The sequence below is a fragment of the Pantoea sp. USHLN256 genome (genome assembly GCF_037149875.1).
GTDB classification, from domain to species: Bacteria; Pseudomonadota; Gammaproteobacteria; order Enterobacterales; family Enterobacteriaceae; genus Pantoea; species Pantoea nemavictus.
This window is the reverse complement of the sequence record NZ_JBBCQO010000008.1, coordinates 13,804-30,447: the sequence shown is the minus strand read 5'-3', so window position 1 is coordinate 30,447 and position 16,644 is coordinate 13,804. Positions and strand designations below refer to the sequence as shown.

Here is a 16,644-nt window from a genome sequence, read left to right as displayed (position 1 = left end):
ATTGCGCCGCTACGGAATGTGCTCGCCTTCATCGCGCGATTAACTCAGCACCGATGAAACCAATAACTGGGTGTACGGATGATGCGGATCGTCCAGCACCCGATCGGTCAACCCGCTCTCCACCACGCGGCCCTGCTTCATCACCAGCAGGCGATGCGCCAGCAAACGCGCCACGCCGAGATCGTGCGTCACAATCACCACCGCCAGATTCAGCTCGCGCACCAGCGTACGCAGCAGATCCAGCAGGCGCGCCTGCACCGACACATCCAGACCGCCGGTCGGCTCATCCATAAACACCAGCGTCGGCTGCGTCACCAGGTTGCGCGCAATCTGTAAACGCTGCTGCATGCCGCCGGAGAAGGTGGTGGGCAGATCGTCGATACGGTTGGCGGGGATTTCGACATCCTGCAGCCAGCGCATCGCCTCTTGACGGATATCGCCATAATGGCGATTGCCCACCGCCATCAAGCGCTCGCCGATGTTGCCACCCGCCGTCACCTGCGGCCGCAAACCATCCAGCGGATGCTGATGCACCACGCCCCATTCGGTGCGCAGCAGGCGGCGACGATCGCTCTCGCTCAGCTGATAGAGATCCTGCGCGCGATAGAGAATGTTGCCCTGCTGCGGCGCTAACCGCGCCGACAGGCTGCGCAGCAGCGTGGTTTTGCCCGAACCGGATTCCCCGACAATGCCTAACACTTCGCCGGGATAGAGTTCAAAACTCACCTCTTCAAAACCTTTGCCTGGCGCATAAAGGTGGGTGAGATTGTTGACCGCAAGCAGCGGCTGTTCACTGTGCATGCTGTTGTTCCTGCTGCTGGTGGCAAAAATCGGTATCGGAGCAGACAAACATGCGCGTACCGGCGTCATCCATCACCACCTCGTCGAGGTAGCTGTGGCGCGAACCGCATAGCGCGCAGGGTTCATCCCACTGCTGCACGCTGAACGGGTGATCGTCGAAGTCGAGGCTCTCCACTTTGGTGAACGGCGGCAGCGCATAGATGCGTTTTTCACGCCCGGCACCAAACAGCTGTAGCGCCGGCATCATGTGCATCTTCGGGTTGTCGAATTTGGGGATTGGCGACGGATCCATCACGTAGCGATCGTTGACCTTCACCGGATAGGCATAGGTCGTCGCGATATGGCCATAACGGGCGATATCTTCATACAGTTTCACCTGCATGATGCCGTACTCCTCCAGCGCGTGCATGGTGCGGGTTTCGGTCTCGCGCGGCTCGATAAAGCGCAGCGGTTCCGGGATTGGAACCTGGAAAATCAGGATCTGATCCTCCTCCAGCGGCGTTTCGGGAATGCGGTGACGCGTCTGGATCAGCGTGGCATCAATCGTGCGTTCAGTGGTGGCCGCGCCGCTGACGCGCTGGAAGAAGCGCCGAATCGATACCGCGTTGGTGGTGTCATCGGCGCCCTGATCGATCACCTTCAGCACATCGGCGTCACCAATAATGCTGGCGGTGATCTGAATGCCGCCGGTGCCCCAGCCATACGGCATCGGCATTTCGCGTCCGGCAAACGGCACCTGATAACCGGGAATCGCTACCGCTTTTAATATTGCGCGGCGGATAGTGCGTTTGGTCTGCTCATCCAGATAACCGTTGTTGTAGCCGGTTAACTCACTCATGGTTCTGCTCCTGATGCTCTTGGCGCAGCCGTTTCAGCAGCTCAAGCTCCGCCTGGAAATCGACGTAGTGCGGCAGTTTCAGGTGCGAGACGAAGCCCGCCGCTTCGACGTTGTCGGCATGCGACAGCACAAACTCTTCGTCCTGCGCCGGACCGGCAATGCGTTCGTTATACTCCGGTGCCTGCAGCGCACGATCCACCAGCGCCATCGCCATCGCTTTGCGCTCGGAGCGACCAAACACCAGGCCGTAACCGCGCGTGAAGTGCGGCGCGCTGCGGGTTTCGGTGGTGAAGCCATTGACCATTTCGCATTCGGTCAGCAGGATTTCGCCAATCTCGATGTCAAACCCCAGCTCTTCCGGGCAGATCGAGACGCTGAGATAGCCGGTGCGAATTTCGCCGGCGAACGGATGGTTACGACCGTAGCCGCGCTGCGTCGAGTAGCCGAGTGCCAGCAAGAAGCCTTCGTCGCCGCGCACCAGCTGTTGCAGACGCGCCGCGCGCGTCGCCGGATAACCGGGCGGCTCGCGGGTGATGTCGCACGGTTCGCTGCCGTCATCCTCTTCGCGTGCCGCCAACCCTTCGTGGGTCATCATGCTGAACACGTGCGGACAACGTTGCGGCAGCGCCTGATCGTCACGCGGCGCGGCGGGCGTTTCGCCATTGGCCAGCAGGGTAAAATCGAGCAGACGATGGCTGTAATCATAGGTTGGGCCGAGCACCTGGCCGCCGGGCAGATCTTTGTAGACGGCAGAGATACGGCGCTCAAGGCGCATCTCATCGGTTGCCAGCGCCAGGCTGTCGGCAAGGCGCGGCAGCGTGGTGCGGTAGGCGCGCAGCAGGAAGATCGCCTCCACTAAATCGCCGCTTGCCTGTTTGATTGCCAGGGCCGCCAGCTGCGGATCGTAGATGCCGCCTTCGGTCATCACGCGATCGACTGCTAAACCGAGCTGTTGTGCCACCTGATCACACTGCAATTCCGCCAGTGCGCGGTCGCCACGTCGCAAATCGGCCTGCAGCTCATGGGCGCTGGCAATTGCCTTCTCGCCCCCTTTAACCGCAACGTACATCAGCACACCTCCACGTCGGTGGTGCGTGGCAGCGCCATCATCGCTTCACCGCAGGTGAAAATCAGATCCACGCCCTGCGGGAAGGGATGCGGACGCTCGCGCAGGTAGTGCAGAATCGCTTCCGGCAGCTGTGGCGCAATAGCGCGCGACTCGCGTAAACCAGGGCCAGAAAGGCGCAGGGTTAAGCCGCCGCTTAATGACGGCACTTCGACAATCAGCGTGGTGCTCTTTTCCGGTGACATATTGTCGCCAGAGGCGAACAGCGCCGGATCGGGATTGGCCGCAGCGTGCGTCAGCGCAAACGGCGCATCGCGCTCATCAACAATGGGTACGCCGGTATGAAAACGCAGATTGCTGCGTACCACCTCGTTATCGATACGACCATCGAGCCACAGTGCGCTCTCCTGATCGACCAGCGTCAGCAGCACCGCCGTGGCCGCCGGCGACAGATCGCCCCAGCCCTGCTGCAACGGCAGCGACACCATCACGCCCGGCTCGCTCATCGCTTTGAGGATGCGGCGGAAGGCGCGTTGTGCATCCGCAACCGGATGGTTAAAACTAGCCAGTAAAGTCATTAGTTATCTCCGCGAACCAGCGTAAAGAAATCCACTTTGGAGCTGGCGATCTCACGCGCACGCAGCTGACGCTGCTCTTCACGCAGTGCCGCCAGCGGGGCAATCAGTTTTTCCTGTAACAGCGCCTGGGTTTCCGGCTGTTGCAGCAGTGCATCAATCACGGCACAGCGCTCGGCGTGGGGTTTATCGCGCCCCAGCACATAGCTAAAGCCGAGCGTGCCGTCGTGCAGTTTGACCACCGCGCGCGTCACCGTGGCATCGCCCAGCACGAAGCGCTTGCCGCTGCCGCCCATGCGCGCCTGCAGGCGGGTTAAACCGGTCTCTGCCGGGCGCACGCGTTCAAAATCCGGGCTCAAACGCAGCGGTTGCCAGTGCGCCTCAAGCTGGCTGGCTTCACTGTGTGCCAGCACCGAAAGCCAGTGCTGGCGGGCGGTTTGTTGTTTCATTGGTGCTCCAGAGTCAGTTCAATCATGTCGCCACGCGTCAGGCTGACGGAGTATTCCGCTACCTGGCCGTCGCTGTGCTTGTTCAGGGTGCGCACGCACAGCAGCGGCGACTGCAGCGCAATCTCCAGCTGCTTGCACTCTTTGGCCTGCGCGCGGCGGGTGCTGATGCGCGTTTGGCTGCGCGTCAGCTGCAGGCCGAGCTGCTGCTGCATAAAGTCGTGCAAGGAACCGCTGTGAAACTGCTGCAGCGCGGGCCACCAGCGAAGATCGGCGAGGAAATGGTTGATCACGCACACCGCGACGCCGTTTACGCGACGCAGCGTGCGCAGATGGATAACGTTGTCGCCTTCATTGATGCCCAGCGCGCTGGCCACGTCGCTGCTGGCCGGGCGCACCACCGCCAGCAGGCGTTCACTGGTGGGATGACTGCCCTGCTCCATCAGATTCTGGCTAAAGCGCGCCTGCGCATGCAGCGGGTAATCGTAGGGACGCATCAGCACCAAAATGCCCACGCCGTGACGCCGTTGCAGCAGCCCTTTATTCACCAGTTCGTCGACCGCACGCCGCAAGGTGTGACGGTTCACTTCGTAGTGATCGGCCAGCTGCTGTTCGGAAGGCAGATAGTCGCCACAGCGATAGCGCTCCTGCAGCGCCTGCTCGAGCTGGGCGGCAACGGCCTGGTACACAGTGGTCGGATGTCTGGATATCTCCATCACGCTCAATACCTCATCTGGTTGAGGATGGCAGCGAAGCTCGCTGCGGGATGGCGATTACATTGCGGGCGGCAGATGACAGCGCCGTGACGGCTCAATGACGCAAAGATGAATTTGCTTTACGGCAGCAGAATCGCAGCGAAACGGCAGCGGTTTTAATAAATTATTTTTAACTGTTCTGTTTGTGACAGTGTTCAAAAATTTAACGCTTATTTACATCACGCTTTCACTGGCCTTAGCGAGTACAGCTTGCGGATGTTCTGCTAAGTTAAAAGATGAATTCAACTTCCTGGGCGAAGCTTAAAATGATTAATGCGTTGAAACTATCGGATGGTTTTCGCCGCACCTTTGTTCGCGAAGTTATTTTGCCGCTAATGGCGATTTTACTGCTGACCTTTGCCGGCGCGGGCGTGGGTCTGTTCTGGGGCACGTCGTTAACCAACAATGAGGCGCGCGATCAGCAGCAGCGCATGATTGAGGCTTCATTTACCCAGAGCCTGACGGAGCATCTGCGCCAGCTGCGCAGCCTGACGCGCTGGTCGCCGCTGGCCGATCAGCTGGCGTCGTCGCATCCCGATCAAACCTGGCTGACGCAAAATGTCGGCGGCTGGCTGTATGACATGTTTGATCACCAGCTGGTGGTGCTGCTGGACCGTGATAATCAGTTGATTAACGTGTGGCGCAACGGCCAGCCGGTGCCGGATAAACGCATCGGCCCCTATTTACAAGACATGCTCACGAGCCCGCTGGTGCAAAACAGTGATGTGGTGGCCGGCCCGACCGATCACGCCGATTTCGTGCGCATTGGTCAACGCGCCGCCGCGCTGGCGGTGGGCGATATCAGCAGCACCAAACAGGCGGGACGCTATCGTCTGGTGAGCATTAAGTTCCTTGATGACGGTTATCTGCGTAACCTTGCCGATCGCAGCCAGCTGCGCCAGTTGCACTTTAGCGATAGCGAACCGGCGGAAAAAACCAAAGCGCGTTACCTGCTCAATTCACAGCAGGGCGATCCCGTCGGCTATCTCAGCTGGCAGCCGGACAAACCCGGCGCGCAGATGCTGCGCACCATCGGCCCTTCCACCTTGTTATCCGTTATCTTGATTACCCTGCTGTGTCTGGTGATGGTGCGACGCATCTGGATCTCGTCACTCAAGCTGTCACAGTCGCTGCTGAAACTGGGTGCCAGCGAAGCGCAGGCGCAGCACCTGGCTTTTCATGATGTGCTGACCGGCTTACCAAATCGCTCACTGGTGGAAGATCGCTTAACCCAGGCGCTGGCAGTGGCCGGACGCCACGATCAGCGTGTGGCGCTGCTGCTGCTGGATCTCGATCGCTTCAAGAACATCAACGATACCTATGGTCATCATGCCGGTGATGAACTGATCATCGAAGTGGCGCGCCGGCTTAACGATATCGTGCGCGCCAGCGACACCGTCGGGCGTATCGGTGGTGACGAATTCATTATTGTGATGCCGGACGTCGAGAATATTGGCCAGGTGCAATCGCTGGCGAATCGCATCATCAGCCGCCTGAGCGAGCCGTATCAACTGGTGGGCAGCGAGCTGTGGGTAGGCGTCAGCATCGGCTTAGCGCTGGCGCCGAAGGATGGCATTGATCGGCTCGAGTTGATGCGCAAAGCGGATATTGCCCTGTACGATGCCAAGAATCACGGGCGCGGCCAGTATCGCCAGTTTGAGAAAGTGATGGATGAGTCGCTGCGAACTCGGCAGCAGATGGCGGCGGATTTGCGCCAGGCACTGGTGAAATTCGAGGGGCTGGCGGTTTGGTATCAGCCGTTAATGGATATCAGCGGCCAGCAGGTGGTCGGTCTCGAAGCGCTGCTGCGTTGGCACCATGCGGTGCGCGGTGATGTCTCGCCAGGTGATTTCATCGCCATTGCCGAAGAGACCGGAATGATCATTCCGCTCGGCGAATGGGTGCTGCGCCAGGCCTGCAAAACCGCGCTCAAGCTGCCCGAGATCGTGGTGGCGGTCAATGTTTCACCGGTGCAGTTCCGCGCCACTAATTTTGTCGAGCGCATTATCGACATTGTGCAGGAAGAAGGCGCCGATCCGAAACGCATGGAATTAGAAATCACCGAGGGCGTGCTGATTGAGGATGAACACGAGGCACGCAACAGTATCATCGCACTGCGTGACGCCGGTTTCCGCATTGCGTTGGATGATTTTGGCACCGGCTATTCCAGCCTCAATTACCTCAGCAGCTTCCCGGTGGATAAAATCAAAATCGACCGTTCGTTTACACAGTCGCTGGGTGTGGCGCAGAACTCCACCGCGATTGTCGAATCGGTGGTGCGGCTGGGTCATGCGATGGGATTAACCGTCACCGCCGAGGGTGTGGAAACCGAAAGTCAGAAAAATGCGCTGGCCGATGCCGGCTGCAATCAGCTGCAGGGGTATTTGTTTAGTCACGCGGTGCCATTCGAAGAGATTGAGAAGATGGTGTAAACGCCAGAATAACAGGTCGCCATAAATGGCGACCCTACAGAAAAATGTGCCAATGCCGAATATCGTCGTAGGGTCGCCATTTATGGCGACCTGAACTTTAACTTACGACGGAAAATCCGTATCAATCGAGGTCTGTTTCCACGCTTCGATCTGCGTCAGGCGCTCTTTTAATTTTTCGGTCACCGCATCATAACCCCATGCGCCCATCACTAAATGACGTGGGGGATTGGCGTGTTCGGTGATGGCGATCATCGCGGTGGCCGCACGCGCGGGGTCGCCCGCCTGGGTGCCGCTGTATTCAGACGTGGATTTCATGCGTGCCGCCGCGGTTTCGGCGTATTCCGGCAGCTTGCTCGGCGTTTGATGCAGCGAACGACCGGCCCAATCGGTACGGAACGGACCGGGTTCAACGCAGGTCACGTGGAGGCCGAACGGTGCCGTTTCTAACGCCAGTGAATCAGACCAGCCTTCCACCGCGTGTTTGCTCGCGGAGTAATAACCCGAGCTGGCAAAGCCAATAAATCCGGCCACGGAGGTGATGTTAATAATGTGACCGCTGCGCGCCTTGCGCATGGCGGGTAGCACCGCGCGGGTCAGCGCAAACAGGCCGAACACGTTGGCATCAAACTGGGCGCGAATCTCTTTCTCTTCGCCCTCTTCCACTGAACTTTGATAACCGTAACCGGCGTTATTCACCAGCACATCCACGCCGCCGAACTTATCGATAGCCGCGCTGACCGCTTGTTCGATGCTGGCCTGATCGGTGACGTCCAGCGCCAGCGCGATGGCATTATCGTGGCCTGTCACCAGATCCTGCACTTTCGCCGCATCACGCGCGGTCACCACGGTGTGAAAACCGCGCGCGATGGCTTGCCGTGCCAGTTCGCGACCAAAACCGGTTGAACAGCCTGAAATGAACCACACCGGAGTCGTTGCTGAAGCCATAGTGATGTCCCCTTGTAAGCGAAGGCGCCCGATGAAAGCTCATCGGGCAAAGAGAGTAACTATGGCAAAGTCGTTTCAGGGCGATTAGCGTTGCGTGCGACTAGTTCAGCATCGCCGGATAGCGCTGCCTGAGCTGGTCAAAAATAGCGTGCATCTGTTCATCCAGCGGCAGCGATGCGCTTTGCGCGGCCACCGCCGTAAACACTTGCTGTTTGAGGAAGTGCCGCCAGCTGACCGGTGCCGCCGCCAGAAATGCCGTGAGCAAACGATAGCGCTCCGGCGTCCACACCGCTTCAAATGCCGTGCGCGCTGCGCCGTGATCGAAATGTTGCGCTGCGCCGTGATCGAAATGTTGCGCTGCGCTGCCACGCATCTCTGCCCGCAGCCGGGCCGTGGCGTGGTGGTCGATCTCCCCGTCGCGTAGCGCCACGCCATAACTGTCACGCGCCGCCTGCTCAGAGACAAAACCGCAGCGCACATCCTGTAATACCTGCTGCACTTCGCGCTCCACCGGCAAGCCGTAACCGCCGGCGCCTGGACCGCGCACCTCAACGATATCGCCCGGTTGGCAGTGGATTACATCGGTGTTGCCGTGCTCGATGGCCACCCCATTGCGCAGCGTGCGGAAGTGCGACAGGCCACCAGACGCTCCACCCAGCACCCCCGCCGAGGCGAACACCGAACGATTACGGTTACGCGCCGTCACCGTGCTGTTGGGGGCAGAGATTTCAAACGCCATTTCTGTGGCTAAGCCACCGCGATAGCGTCCGGCCCCCGCGCTGTCGGCGGCTAAGCCGTAGCGATGGAAATGGATCGGCACTTCGGCTTCGTTGATCTCAATCGGGGTATTTTTCAGGAAGGCTGACAAACCGCCCGAACCGTCCGGCCCATCGTGACGCGGCGTGCCACCCGCACCGCCGCCGACCGGGCCCAGCGAGGCCACTACGCTGCGGTTGGCGCTGTCGGTGGTGCGAATGTTCATGATCGAGTTGCCGCCCGGCGAGTTAGCCGGTAAGCGATCGGGAATCGCCTGCGAGAACACCCCGAGCGTAGCGATTTGCGATAGCGCACAGGTCAGTGAGCGCATCCCCACCGCCGCTGGCGCTTCGCAATTCATTACCGTGCCCGGCGGTAATATGGCGCGCGTTGGGCGCAGCGTGCCGGCGTTAAGCAACAGCTTACTGTTCAGCGTCGAAAGCACGTAAGTGACGCCAACCAGCGCCAGCGGATGCCGCTCGCGCCCGCCGGTCGGCATATTCAGTGACGAAGCGAGCTGCGGATCGCTGCCGGTGTAATCCAGCTCCAGCGTTTCACCCGTCACGCGCAAGGTAATCGCCACGCGGCACGGGAAGCCGCCCTCGCCATCTTCATCGGCGAAATCGGCATAGAAGTATTCACCATCGGGAATCGTGGCGATAATGCTGCGCGCCTGCGCTTCAGCGTAATCGAGAATGCCGGCAATGCCCTGCAGAAAATCCACCACGCCAAAGCGCGCAATGATGTCGTGGATCTTGCGCTCGCCAACGTTAACCGAAGCAATTTGCGCTTTGAAGTCGCCCCAGTTTTGCTCCGGTGCGCGCACGTTAAGGCGCATAATGCGCGCCACTTCCTCATTCAGTTCGCCATTGCGCACGATTTTCAGCGGCGGAATACGAATGCCCTCCTGCACAATATCGGTGAGCGAGCGTGATAACGAGGCTGGCACTGCGCCGCCGACGTCGGTGTTGTGGATGTGTCCCACCACAAAGCAGACAATCTCGCCGCCGTGAAATACCGGCTTCCAGATATGAATATCCGGCGAGTGCGTCGCCACGTTACCGGCGTAGGCGTCGTTGGTGATGCAGATATCTCCCTCATCATAACGGTCGATCAACGCCAAGACCGGAGCGTAATCGATGCCGCTGTACCAGGGCGCGCCGAAGCTGCGCGGTGAGGCAAACGCCAGGCCATCGCGGCTGACGATCTGGCAGGAGAAATCTTCGGTCTCTTTGACAAAGGTTGAGTGCGCGGTGCGCATCAAGGTAAAGGCCATGGCATCGGCGGCGGCCGCGCAGTAGTTAGCCAGAATTTGCAGGTTACGTCCGTCAATTGCCATGTTAGTGCGCCTCCACAGGCGTGATCAGCAGGTTGCCAAAACTGTCCACATCCACCTGCATATGCGGTGGCACGCAGGTGGTGCAGTCATCCTGCGCGATAATCACCGGACCGCTAAGCTGGTGTCCGGCGCGCAGCGTGGCGCGTAGCACCACATCAACCTGATGCGTCGCACCGTCGATCCACGCGCTAACCTGCTGCGCCACAACCACCGGCGCCTCTGCTGCCGCCAGCGGCATCAGCGTCGGTTTGGCTGTGGGAGACGCGATCACCAGACGTAGATTGATGATTTGCACCGCCGCGCGGGCATCACAATGCCCAAACAGCTGCTGATGCTGGCGATCAAAGGCATCGTGCAGTGCCGCAACATTGGTCTGCGCCAGCCATGCTGGCTCCAGCGCCACTTCGATTTCGAACGACTGACCGCGATAGCGCATATCCGCGCTGTAGTGCAGCGTGAACGGCATGCTGGCGCCGTGCTGCTCGCTCAGCCAGGCACGGGCGCGCTGGCTGAGTGCCTCGGCTTCGCTGGCCAAACGATCGGCCAGCGCGGCATCGAGATCGCTATACAGCGTGCGAATAAAGTCGTTGCGGATATCGGCGACTACTCCGCCAAGCGCGGACAATACGCCCGGCGTCGGCGGCACAATGACGCCTTTCATGTTCAATTCGCGTGCGAGGAAGCAGCCCATCATCGGGCCGGCGCCGCCAAACGCGAGGAACCAGAACTCTCGCGGATCGAGACCAAAGCGCGACAGCAAGCCGCTAGTGTCGCCATACATGCTGGAGATCGCCAGCTCGATGGCGGTTTCAGCGGTCTCTTCCACGCTGATGCCGAGCGCAGCGGCCAGCGGCTGCCAGGCGGCGCGCGCGGCGGCGACATCGACGCTCACCGCGTTATAGCCGAGCGCACCGTGACCGATCATGCCGCAGGCGGCAAAGGCATCGGTGGCGGTTGGCTGGGTGCCGCCGCGCTGAAAGCATACCGGCCCCGGCAGCGAACCGGCGCTGTCCGGCCCCATCTGCAGCACGCCCTGATTATCGATCCACGCCAGGGAACCGCCGCCTTGACCTACCGAGGTCACCGCCACGGACGGAATATAAATCGGGAAATCGCCGATGATTTCCCCGTTGCCCTGCGCGACCTGTCCATTAACGATCACCGCCACATCCGCGCTGGTGCCGCCAATATCAAGGCTAAGAATTTTGTCAAAACCGCAGGCCGTGGCGAGGAAGCTGGCACCGATCACGCCAGACGCGGTGCCGGACAGCACCATCTGCACGCACTCACGCTTCGCCTGCTCCACGCCCATCACTCCGCCGTTGGATTTGGTGATACGCGGCGGGGGTGTTACGCCCATGGTTTGCAAGGCACGCTCAAATGACTCGAGGTAGTTGATCACCATCGGCTGCACATAGGCGTTAATGGTGGCGGTGATGGTGCGTTCATATTCGCGGATGATGGGCCAGATATCGGCGGAACAGGAGGTCAGCAGCTCGGGCGCATGCTGATCAATAATGGCTTTCACCGCCGCTTCATTGTGGCGATTGCGGTAGCTGTGCAGCAGCGCCACCACAATGCCCTGACAACCTGCGGCGCGCGCGGCGGCAATTGCCTCCAGCACGCTTTGCCGATCCACCTCATGCACTATGTTGCCGAGGCGATCGGTGCGCTCTTTGATGGCAAACACCCGGTCACGCGAAATTAAGGGGGCCGGTCGACGTGAAAACAGATCGTGAATATGGGGAATTTTCAGGCGCGCCAGCTCCAGCACATCGCAAAAACCGTCGGTGGCGAACAGCGCCAGCCGCACGCCGCGCCGCTGGATTACCGCATTAATGCCCACGGTGGTGCCGTGGGTAAAGTGATTAATCTGTTGCGGGTCGATAGCGTCGCGCTGCTGCAGCTGGGTCAATCCAGTGAGGATTTCGCTGCCGGGTTGATCCGGGCGCGACAGCACTTTCAAGGTGTGGAGCTGATTGGTTTGTTCATCCAGCACGGCGAAATCGGTGAACGATCCGCCAATATCGACGCCAACGCGGTAACCCATGTCAAAGCTCCGTTATCAGGAGGGAGGAAATTCCATCAGTTTTTGTGGATCCTGCACCACGCGCCAGCCGAGGCGTTGATACAGCTGATGGGCATCATTGGTCGACAGCATCCAGCGGTGAACCGTCGCCAGTTCCGGATGCGCCCGTACGCAGCTCGCCAGCCAGCTGCCCAGGCCGTGACCGCGCCAGTTTTCATCTATCATCACATCGCACAGCCAGCCGAAACGGGTGTAATCGGTGACCAGGCGCGCAAAGCCAATCGGCTGCTGCAGGTGATAGACACCAAACGGCAGCGAACCGGCAAAGGCGCGCTCGGTTTTAGCGCGCGTCTGATCTTTGGCCCAGTACGATTTTTCCGTGAGCTGCGTGTGGATCCACGCCATATCGAGGCGTTGGCGCTCGGTGGATATGGTGAAGTCATCGCGCTGCCATAGCTGGTCGGCAATAGTGAAGGCGGTCATGGCAACTCCTTGTAAGCGGTTAGATTGAGTGTAAAGGCAAGTAGCCAGCGTACGCCGCTGAAGCGGCAGTTTGAACCAGCAAGATAAAGGGAATTTAGGGCGCGGAAGAAATTTTATGCTGTGGGGGAAAAGAAGGATTGTTATTCGTCCCGATGCGCATAAATGCGCAGCCTACAAGATCGTAGGGTCGCCATTTATGGCGACCTGGTTAAAACATTAAACGCCAAACTCCACGGAATTCTGTTTCGATATCAGCGATCTTAGCGGCACGCTGCTTTTCATAATCGGTGACTTAATCACGATATAACTGAAGTACTTATCGATGCCGATCTGCGCATCAAGCATCTTCTCAATCACCTCCTGGTAGTGTTCAATGCTGCGGGTAATAAAGCGCAGCAAATAGTCGTAACCGCCGGTGATCAGGTGGCACTCCATCAACTCATCCACCTCGCGCACCGCGTTTTCGAATTTCATAAAATCTTCGCGGCGATGGCCGGAAAGCGTGACTTCAGTGAAAACCGTCACGGAATCGGTGATTTTGGTCAGATTGATGTGGGCTTCATAACCGTTGATAAACCCAGCCTGCTCCAGACGCTTGACCCGTTGCAGGCACGGACTGGGTGAAAGCCCGACGGCGTCGGCGAGATTGACGTTGCTAATACGGCCATCTTTCTGGAGCTGTACCAGAATATTGATGTCGATGCGGTCGAGTTTCATTAAGCCGTTCATAGCACCCCTCATTGCCAACCATTTAGGTTTACCCTCCCGAAGATATAACACGCTTTAAGGTAAATGTGCTATCTCGTTAACTGGTTATACCAGCGGGAGGTTTTCAAATTACTGCTGCAATTTCAATGAGGAAGCCGGATTAACCCAGTCGTCCACTGGCGCGTGCCAGCGCGATATCAAAAATATGCAACGCCTCTTCCAGCTGCGAATCGGTAGTCACCAGCGGCGCAAGGAACCGCACGGTATTGCGGTGAATGCCGCACTTAATCAGCAGTAAGCCCTCCTGGCAGGCGCAGTCGAGGATTTTCTGCGTCATGGCAGCGTCCGGACGCTTGGTTTCGAAGTCGATGATCTCCACCGCCTGCATAAAACCAATGCCGCGCACATCACCGATGCAGGCATATTTTTCTGCCAGCTGCTGCAGGCGTGCATTGAGCTGTTCACCGAGCTGATTCGAACGTGCCAGCAGATTGTCATTCTCCAGCAGATCCAGTACCGCCAGCGCCGCCGCACAGGCCAGCGCGTTGCCGCCGTACGTGCCGCCCAATCCGCCAGGCTGTGGCGCATCCATGATCGCCGCTTTGCCCACCACGCCCGAAATCGGTAAACCGCCGCCAATACTTTTCGCCACCGTCACCAGATCCGGTGTGATGCCGAGATGCTGAAAGGCAAACATCTTGCCGGTACGACCAAAGCCGGTTTGCACCTCGTCGAGAATCAGCACGATGCCATGCTTCTCGGTAATGCGGCGCAGCGCCTGCATAAAGTTGGCGCCGGCCTGCAGGAAACCGCCATCGCCCTGCACCGGTTCGATAATGATTGCTGCCACGCGCTCTGGCGCAATCTGCACCGCGAACAGCTGATCCAGCGCCTGCAGACAGTCGTCATCGCTCACGCCGTGAAACGCATTCGGGAACGGCAAACGGTAAATATCGGACGGGAACGGACCGAAGTTTTGCTTATAGGGTGCCGACATGCCGGTCAGCGTGGTGCCAAGCAGCGTTCGGCCGTGGAAGGCGCCGTCGAAAGCGATAATGCCGCTGCGTTTGGTGTGGGCGCGGGCAATTTTGACGGCATTTTCTACCGCTTCCGCCCCGCTGGTGAAGAACACGCTTTTAAACGCTTCACCGCCACCCACCAGCGCATTGAGGCGCTTGGCCAGCTCGATATAGCCGGGGTACGCCACCACCTGGAAACAGGCGTGCGATACCAAACCCAGCTGTTTGGTCACCGCGTTGACCACCGCCGGATGGTTGTGGCCGACATTTAATACGCCGATGCCGCCTACAAAATCCAGATAGCGATTGCCCTCCACGTCCCACACTTCGCTGCCCTTTGCCCGCTCAATCACCAGCGGATGCGCGGTGACCACGCCACGCGGCACATGCTGCTCACGCGCGTCCAGTAACAGGCTGTTATCGGTATAGGTTTGCTGCTCCGCCATGACATTCTGCATTCTAAAAACCCTCTTTCACGTAACGTTCGGTTGGCTCAAGTATCGCAATCGGTTGGTTTGTCACGCTGCCGTAATCGCGCGGGCAGCGGCATTTCCTGTCAAAATCCCAGGCGTTTCAGCAGGGAAATTCGGCGTCTGGATCAGTATCCGCGCTGGCGATCGATCAGTCCGACCATCGGTTCACCGCGCTGGTAGCGACGCAGGTTGTCGAGCAGCGCGGCGACGGCGCTGTCCGTTTGCGTCTGGCTGGCGATGTGCGGCGTGAGCCAAATCGCCGGATGCTGCCAGAAAGGATGCCCGGCGGGCAGCGGCTCGGGATCGGTCACATCGATCACCGCCGCGCTGAGTTTGCCGCTCGCCAGCGCCGCCAAAAGATCGTCTTCATTTAGCTGCGGACCGCGTCCCACCTGCACCAGCGCCGCGCCGTCGGGTAACTGCGCAAACAGCTGCGTATTGAGCAAACCCCGCGTGCTGTCGGTGAGCGGCAGCAAGCACACCAGAATGTCGCTGTGGGTAAGGAAATCGCCGAGCTGTTCACTGCCGTGCCAGCAGCGTACGCCCGCGATGTCGCGCGGTGTACGGCTCCAGCCGGCGCAGTCAAAACCCAGCGCGACCAGCTGTTTTAATGCCGCCTGACCGAGTTCGCCGAGGCCCATCACACCGACGCGGCGCTGGCTGGCGGTGCGAATCGGATGGGTTTGCCACTGTTCTGCGCGCTGCTGCTGGAAGTAGCGCGGCATATCGCGATGCAGGCCCAACACCGCAAAGGTGACGTATTCAACCATGCCCTGCGTCAGGCCGGGTTCGATCATGCGCACCACCGGCAAATCCGGCGGCAGTTGACTGAGATCGAACTGATCTGCACCCGCGCCCACCGAGAGCAGCGCTTTGAGGTTAGGAAAGGTGCGCATCAGGTTTTCCGGCGGCTGCCACGCCACCAGCAGCTCAACCTGCTGTGCATCACCGATATCTGGCCAGATATGCAGCTGAATATCTGGCGCATGCTGTGCCAGCCAGCGCTGCCAGTGCGCGCCGCGTGTGGCTTCTGATTTATAGACGATATGCATCAGGCCATCGCCTGGGTCATCAACCCAAACGCCTGCATGCCACCGGTCTGCGGTGACCATGGCGTTCCCCGTACCATGGTGGTTGGTGCATCCACCTGCACCAAACCGAGCGTCTCCAGCCAGGCCGCCAGCGGCAGCGCGCCGTCCGTGTCGATACGCACGAATTCACCGCGCAGGCCTTGCATCAGTGCCGCGACCAGCGCTGTGGCGCTATCGCTATTGAGAGCGATCACCGGACCAATCGCCCAGCCGTGACCGAAGCGGCGCAGGCTGGCAAAACCGTGCACGCGCTGTTGCGCATCCTGCAACAGCACGGTTTGAACATCGTTAATCAGGCTGTTGATCAGAGCAGGACGCCACATGCCGTGCGCTTGGTGATCAAGTTCGATCAGCAGATCGGCGTCTGTGGCTTGCGCGTTACGCAGCGTTAAGCCAGCAGGAATGCTGACCGCGGGCACCGCCGCCAGCTCGCGCGTTTGATGCTGCTGAATCTGGCCGGTGACGCTAAAACCGAGCTTCTGATACAGCCCTTTGCCCATTTCTGTAGCGTGCAGACGAATGTTGTACTGCGGGAATTTCTCCAGCAGTGCCAGCATCAGTTGCTTGCCGATACCCTGGCCCTGGAACTGAGGATTCACCACTACCAAGCCGATGGTTGCCGCCTGCTCGCCCCAGCGCCAGCCAAAGGCGCTGCCGACAAATTCGCCCTGCTGCTCTGCCACTACGCCTTCACCCAGCGCCAGCGCCTGCTGCCAGTCATCACGACGGTGCGGCCACTTGAGCTGTTGGGTGATGGCGTAGCCGTGTTCAATATCGTCCTGCGTCATTGCGCGTAGTGTGATCATGGTTGTTCCTTGCAAATGAGGTCGCCATAAATGGCGTGCACACAGTGTAGCGGCGCAATTCATTGCGCGATAAATCGCGCCG

At 59.5% G+C, this 16,644-nt stretch carries 15 protein-coding genes; 1 reads left to right on the top strand and 14 read right to left on the bottom strand.

Annotation, left to right across the window (positions count from 1 at the left end):
• Nucleotides 1-39: 39 nt before the first annotated feature.
• Genes phnK through phnF form a run of 6 tightly spaced genes read right to left on the bottom strand, consistent with a single transcriptional unit; the run spans nucleotide 40 to nucleotide 4,442 of the window.
• A complete protein-coding gene (gene phnK, locus WFL93_RS18090; protein WP_007891770.1) occupies nucleotides 40-801 on the bottom strand; it encodes a phosphonate C-P lyase system protein PhnK in 762 nt (253 codons plus the stop codon).
• Complete coding sequence (locus WFL93_RS18085; protein WP_049852535.1) at nucleotides 791-1,639, bottom strand: alpha-D-ribose 1-methylphosphonate 5-phosphate C-P-lyase PhnJ; 849 nt, start codon at nucleotides 1,637-1,639, stop codon at nucleotides 791-793. The genes phnK and WFL93_RS18085 overlap by 11 nt, the downstream gene beginning before the upstream one ends.
• Entirely contained in the window at nucleotides 1,632-2,708 is a 1,077-nt protein-coding gene (locus WFL93_RS18080; protein ID WP_336778712.1) for a carbon-phosphorus lyase complex subunit PhnI, read from the bottom strand. The genes WFL93_RS18085 and WFL93_RS18080 overlap by 8 nt, the downstream gene beginning before the upstream one ends.
• A complete protein-coding gene (gene phnH, locus WFL93_RS18075; RefSeq protein WP_007891775.1) occupies nucleotides 2,708-3,283 on the bottom strand; it encodes a phosphonate C-P lyase system protein PhnH in 576 nt (191 codons plus the stop codon). Before phnH ends, WFL93_RS18080 begins: the two co-directional genes overlap by 1 nt.
• A complete protein-coding gene (gene phnG, locus WFL93_RS18070; protein ID WP_336778711.1) occupies nucleotides 3,283-3,729 on the bottom strand; it encodes a phosphonate C-P lyase system protein PhnG in 447 nt (148 codons plus the stop codon). The genes phnH and phnG overlap by 1 nt, the downstream gene beginning before the upstream one ends.
• Nucleotides 3,726-4,442: a phosphonate metabolism transcriptional regulator PhnF gene (gene phnF / locus WFL93_RS18065; protein ID WP_007891780.1), complete on the bottom strand. Its 717-nt coding sequence runs from the start codon at nucleotides 4,440-4,442 to the stop codon at nucleotides 3,726-3,728. The genes phnG and phnF overlap by 4 nt, the downstream gene beginning before the upstream one ends.
• A gap of 305 nt (nucleotides 4,443-4,747) precedes the next feature.
• Between phnF and WFL93_RS18060 the strand changes: the two genes are divergently transcribed.
• Complete coding sequence (locus WFL93_RS18060) at nucleotides 4,748-6,913, top strand: putative bifunctional diguanylate cyclase/phosphodiesterase (RefSeq protein ID WP_336778710.1); 2,166 nt, start codon at nucleotides 4,748-4,750, stop codon at nucleotides 6,911-6,913.
• Between the two features lie 102 nt (nucleotides 6,914-7,015).
• On the opposite strand, the gene WFL93_RS18055 is transcribed toward WFL93_RS18060, so the two are convergent.
• The 8 genes from WFL93_RS18055 to WFL93_RS18020 form a co-directional block, all read right to left on the bottom strand.
• A complete protein-coding gene (locus WFL93_RS18055; protein WP_336778709.1) occupies nucleotides 7,016-7,858 on the bottom strand; it encodes an oxidoreductase in 843 nt (280 codons plus the stop codon).
• A 100-nt stretch (nucleotides 7,859-7,958) separates the two neighbouring features.
• On the bottom strand, nucleotides 7,959-9,953 hold the full coding sequence (locus tag WFL93_RS18050; protein WP_336778708.1) for a hydantoinase B/oxoprolinase family protein: 1,995 nt from the start codon (nucleotides 9,951-9,953) through the stop codon (nucleotides 7,959-7,961).
• Nucleotide 9,954: 1 nt separating this feature from the next.
• Nucleotides 9,955-12,003 (bottom strand): hydantoinase/oxoprolinase family protein, encoded by a 2,049-nt coding sequence (locus tag WFL93_RS18045; protein ID WP_336778707.1) that lies wholly within the window; start codon nucleotides 12,001-12,003, stop codon nucleotides 9,955-9,957.
• A 15-nt stretch (nucleotides 12,004-12,018) separates the two neighbouring features.
• Entirely contained in the window at nucleotides 12,019-12,465 is a 447-nt protein-coding gene (locus WFL93_RS18040) for a GNAT family N-acetyltransferase (RefSeq protein WP_049852528.1), read from the bottom strand.
• Between the two features lie 216 nt (nucleotides 12,466-12,681).
• A complete protein-coding gene (locus WFL93_RS18035; RefSeq protein WP_007890964.1) occupies nucleotides 12,682-13,194 on the bottom strand; it encodes an Lrp/AsnC family transcriptional regulator in 513 nt (170 codons plus the stop codon).
• A 139-nt stretch (nucleotides 13,195-13,333) separates the two neighbouring features.
• Nucleotides 13,334-14,650 (bottom strand): 4-aminobutyrate--2-oxoglutarate transaminase, encoded by a 1,317-nt coding sequence (gene gabT / locus WFL93_RS18030; RefSeq protein WP_336778706.1) that lies wholly within the window; start codon nucleotides 14,648-14,650, stop codon nucleotides 13,334-13,336.
• A gap of 140 nt (nucleotides 14,651-14,790) precedes the next feature.
• A complete protein-coding gene (locus WFL93_RS18025; protein WP_336778780.1) occupies nucleotides 14,791-15,717 on the bottom strand; it encodes a 2-hydroxyacid dehydrogenase in 927 nt (308 codons plus the stop codon).
• On the bottom strand, nucleotides 15,717-16,562 hold the full coding sequence (locus WFL93_RS18020; protein WP_336778705.1) for a GNAT family N-acetyltransferase: 846 nt from the start codon (nucleotides 16,560-16,562) through the stop codon (nucleotides 15,717-15,719). The genes WFL93_RS18025 and WFL93_RS18020 overlap by 1 nt, the downstream gene beginning before the upstream one ends.
• Nucleotides 16,563-16,644: the final 82 nt, after the last annotated feature.

Bases quoted from the DNA above. Each gene is read 5' to 3' on its own strand.
- WFL93_RS18035 (WP_007890964.1), bottom strand. From the start codon at position 13,194: ATGAACGGCTTAATGAAACTCGACCGCATCGACATCAATATTCTGGTA.
- phnG (WP_336778711.1), bottom strand. From the start codon at position 3,729: ATGAAACAACAAACCGCCCGCCAGCACTGGCTTTCGGTGCTGGCACAC.
- WFL93_RS18025 (WP_336778780.1), bottom strand. From the start codon at position 15,717: ATGCATATCGTCTATAAATCAGAAGCCACACGCGGCGCGCACTGGCAG.
- WFL93_RS18085 (WP_049852535.1), bottom strand. From the start codon at position 1,639: ATGAGTGAGTTAACCGGCTACAACAACGGTTATCTGGATGAGCAGACC.
- phnH (WP_007891775.1), bottom strand. From the start codon at position 3,283: ATGACTTTACTGGCTAGTTTTAACCATCCGGTTGCGGATGCACAACGC.
- WFL93_RS18060 (WP_336778710.1), top strand. From the start codon at position 4,748: ATGATTAATGCGTTGAAACTATCGGATGGTTTTCGCCGCACCTTTGTT.
- WFL93_RS18055 (WP_336778709.1), bottom strand. From the start codon at position 7,858: ATGGCTTCAGCAACGACTCCGGTGTGGTTCATTTCAGGCTGTTCAACC.
- WFL93_RS18080 (WP_336778712.1), bottom strand. From the start codon at position 2,708: ATGTACGTTGCGGTTAAAGGGGGCGAGAAGGCAATTGCCAGCGCCCAT.
- phnK (WP_007891770.1), bottom strand. From the start codon at position 801: ATGCACAGTGAACAGCCGCTGCTTGCGGTCAACAATCTCACCCACCTT.
- phnF (WP_007891780.1), bottom strand. From the start codon at position 4,442: ATGGAGATATCCAGACATCCGACCACTGTGTACCAGGCCGTTGCCGCC.
- WFL93_RS18040 (WP_049852528.1), bottom strand. From the start codon at position 12,465: ATGACCGCCTTCACTATTGCCGACCAGCTATGGCAGCGCGATGACTTC.
- WFL93_RS18050 (WP_336778708.1), bottom strand. From the start codon at position 9,953: ATGGCAATTGACGGACGTAACCTGCAAATTCTGGCTAACTACTGCGCG.
- WFL93_RS18045 (WP_336778707.1), bottom strand. From the start codon at position 12,003: ATGGGTTACCGCGTTGGCGTCGATATTGGCGGATCGTTCACCGATTTC.
- gabT (WP_336778706.1), bottom strand. From the start codon at position 14,650: ATGCAGAATGTCATGGCGGAGCAGCAAACCTATACCGATAACAGCCTG.
- WFL93_RS18020 (WP_336778705.1), bottom strand. From the start codon at position 16,562: ATGATCACACTACGCGCAATGACGCAGGACGATATTGAACACGGCTAC.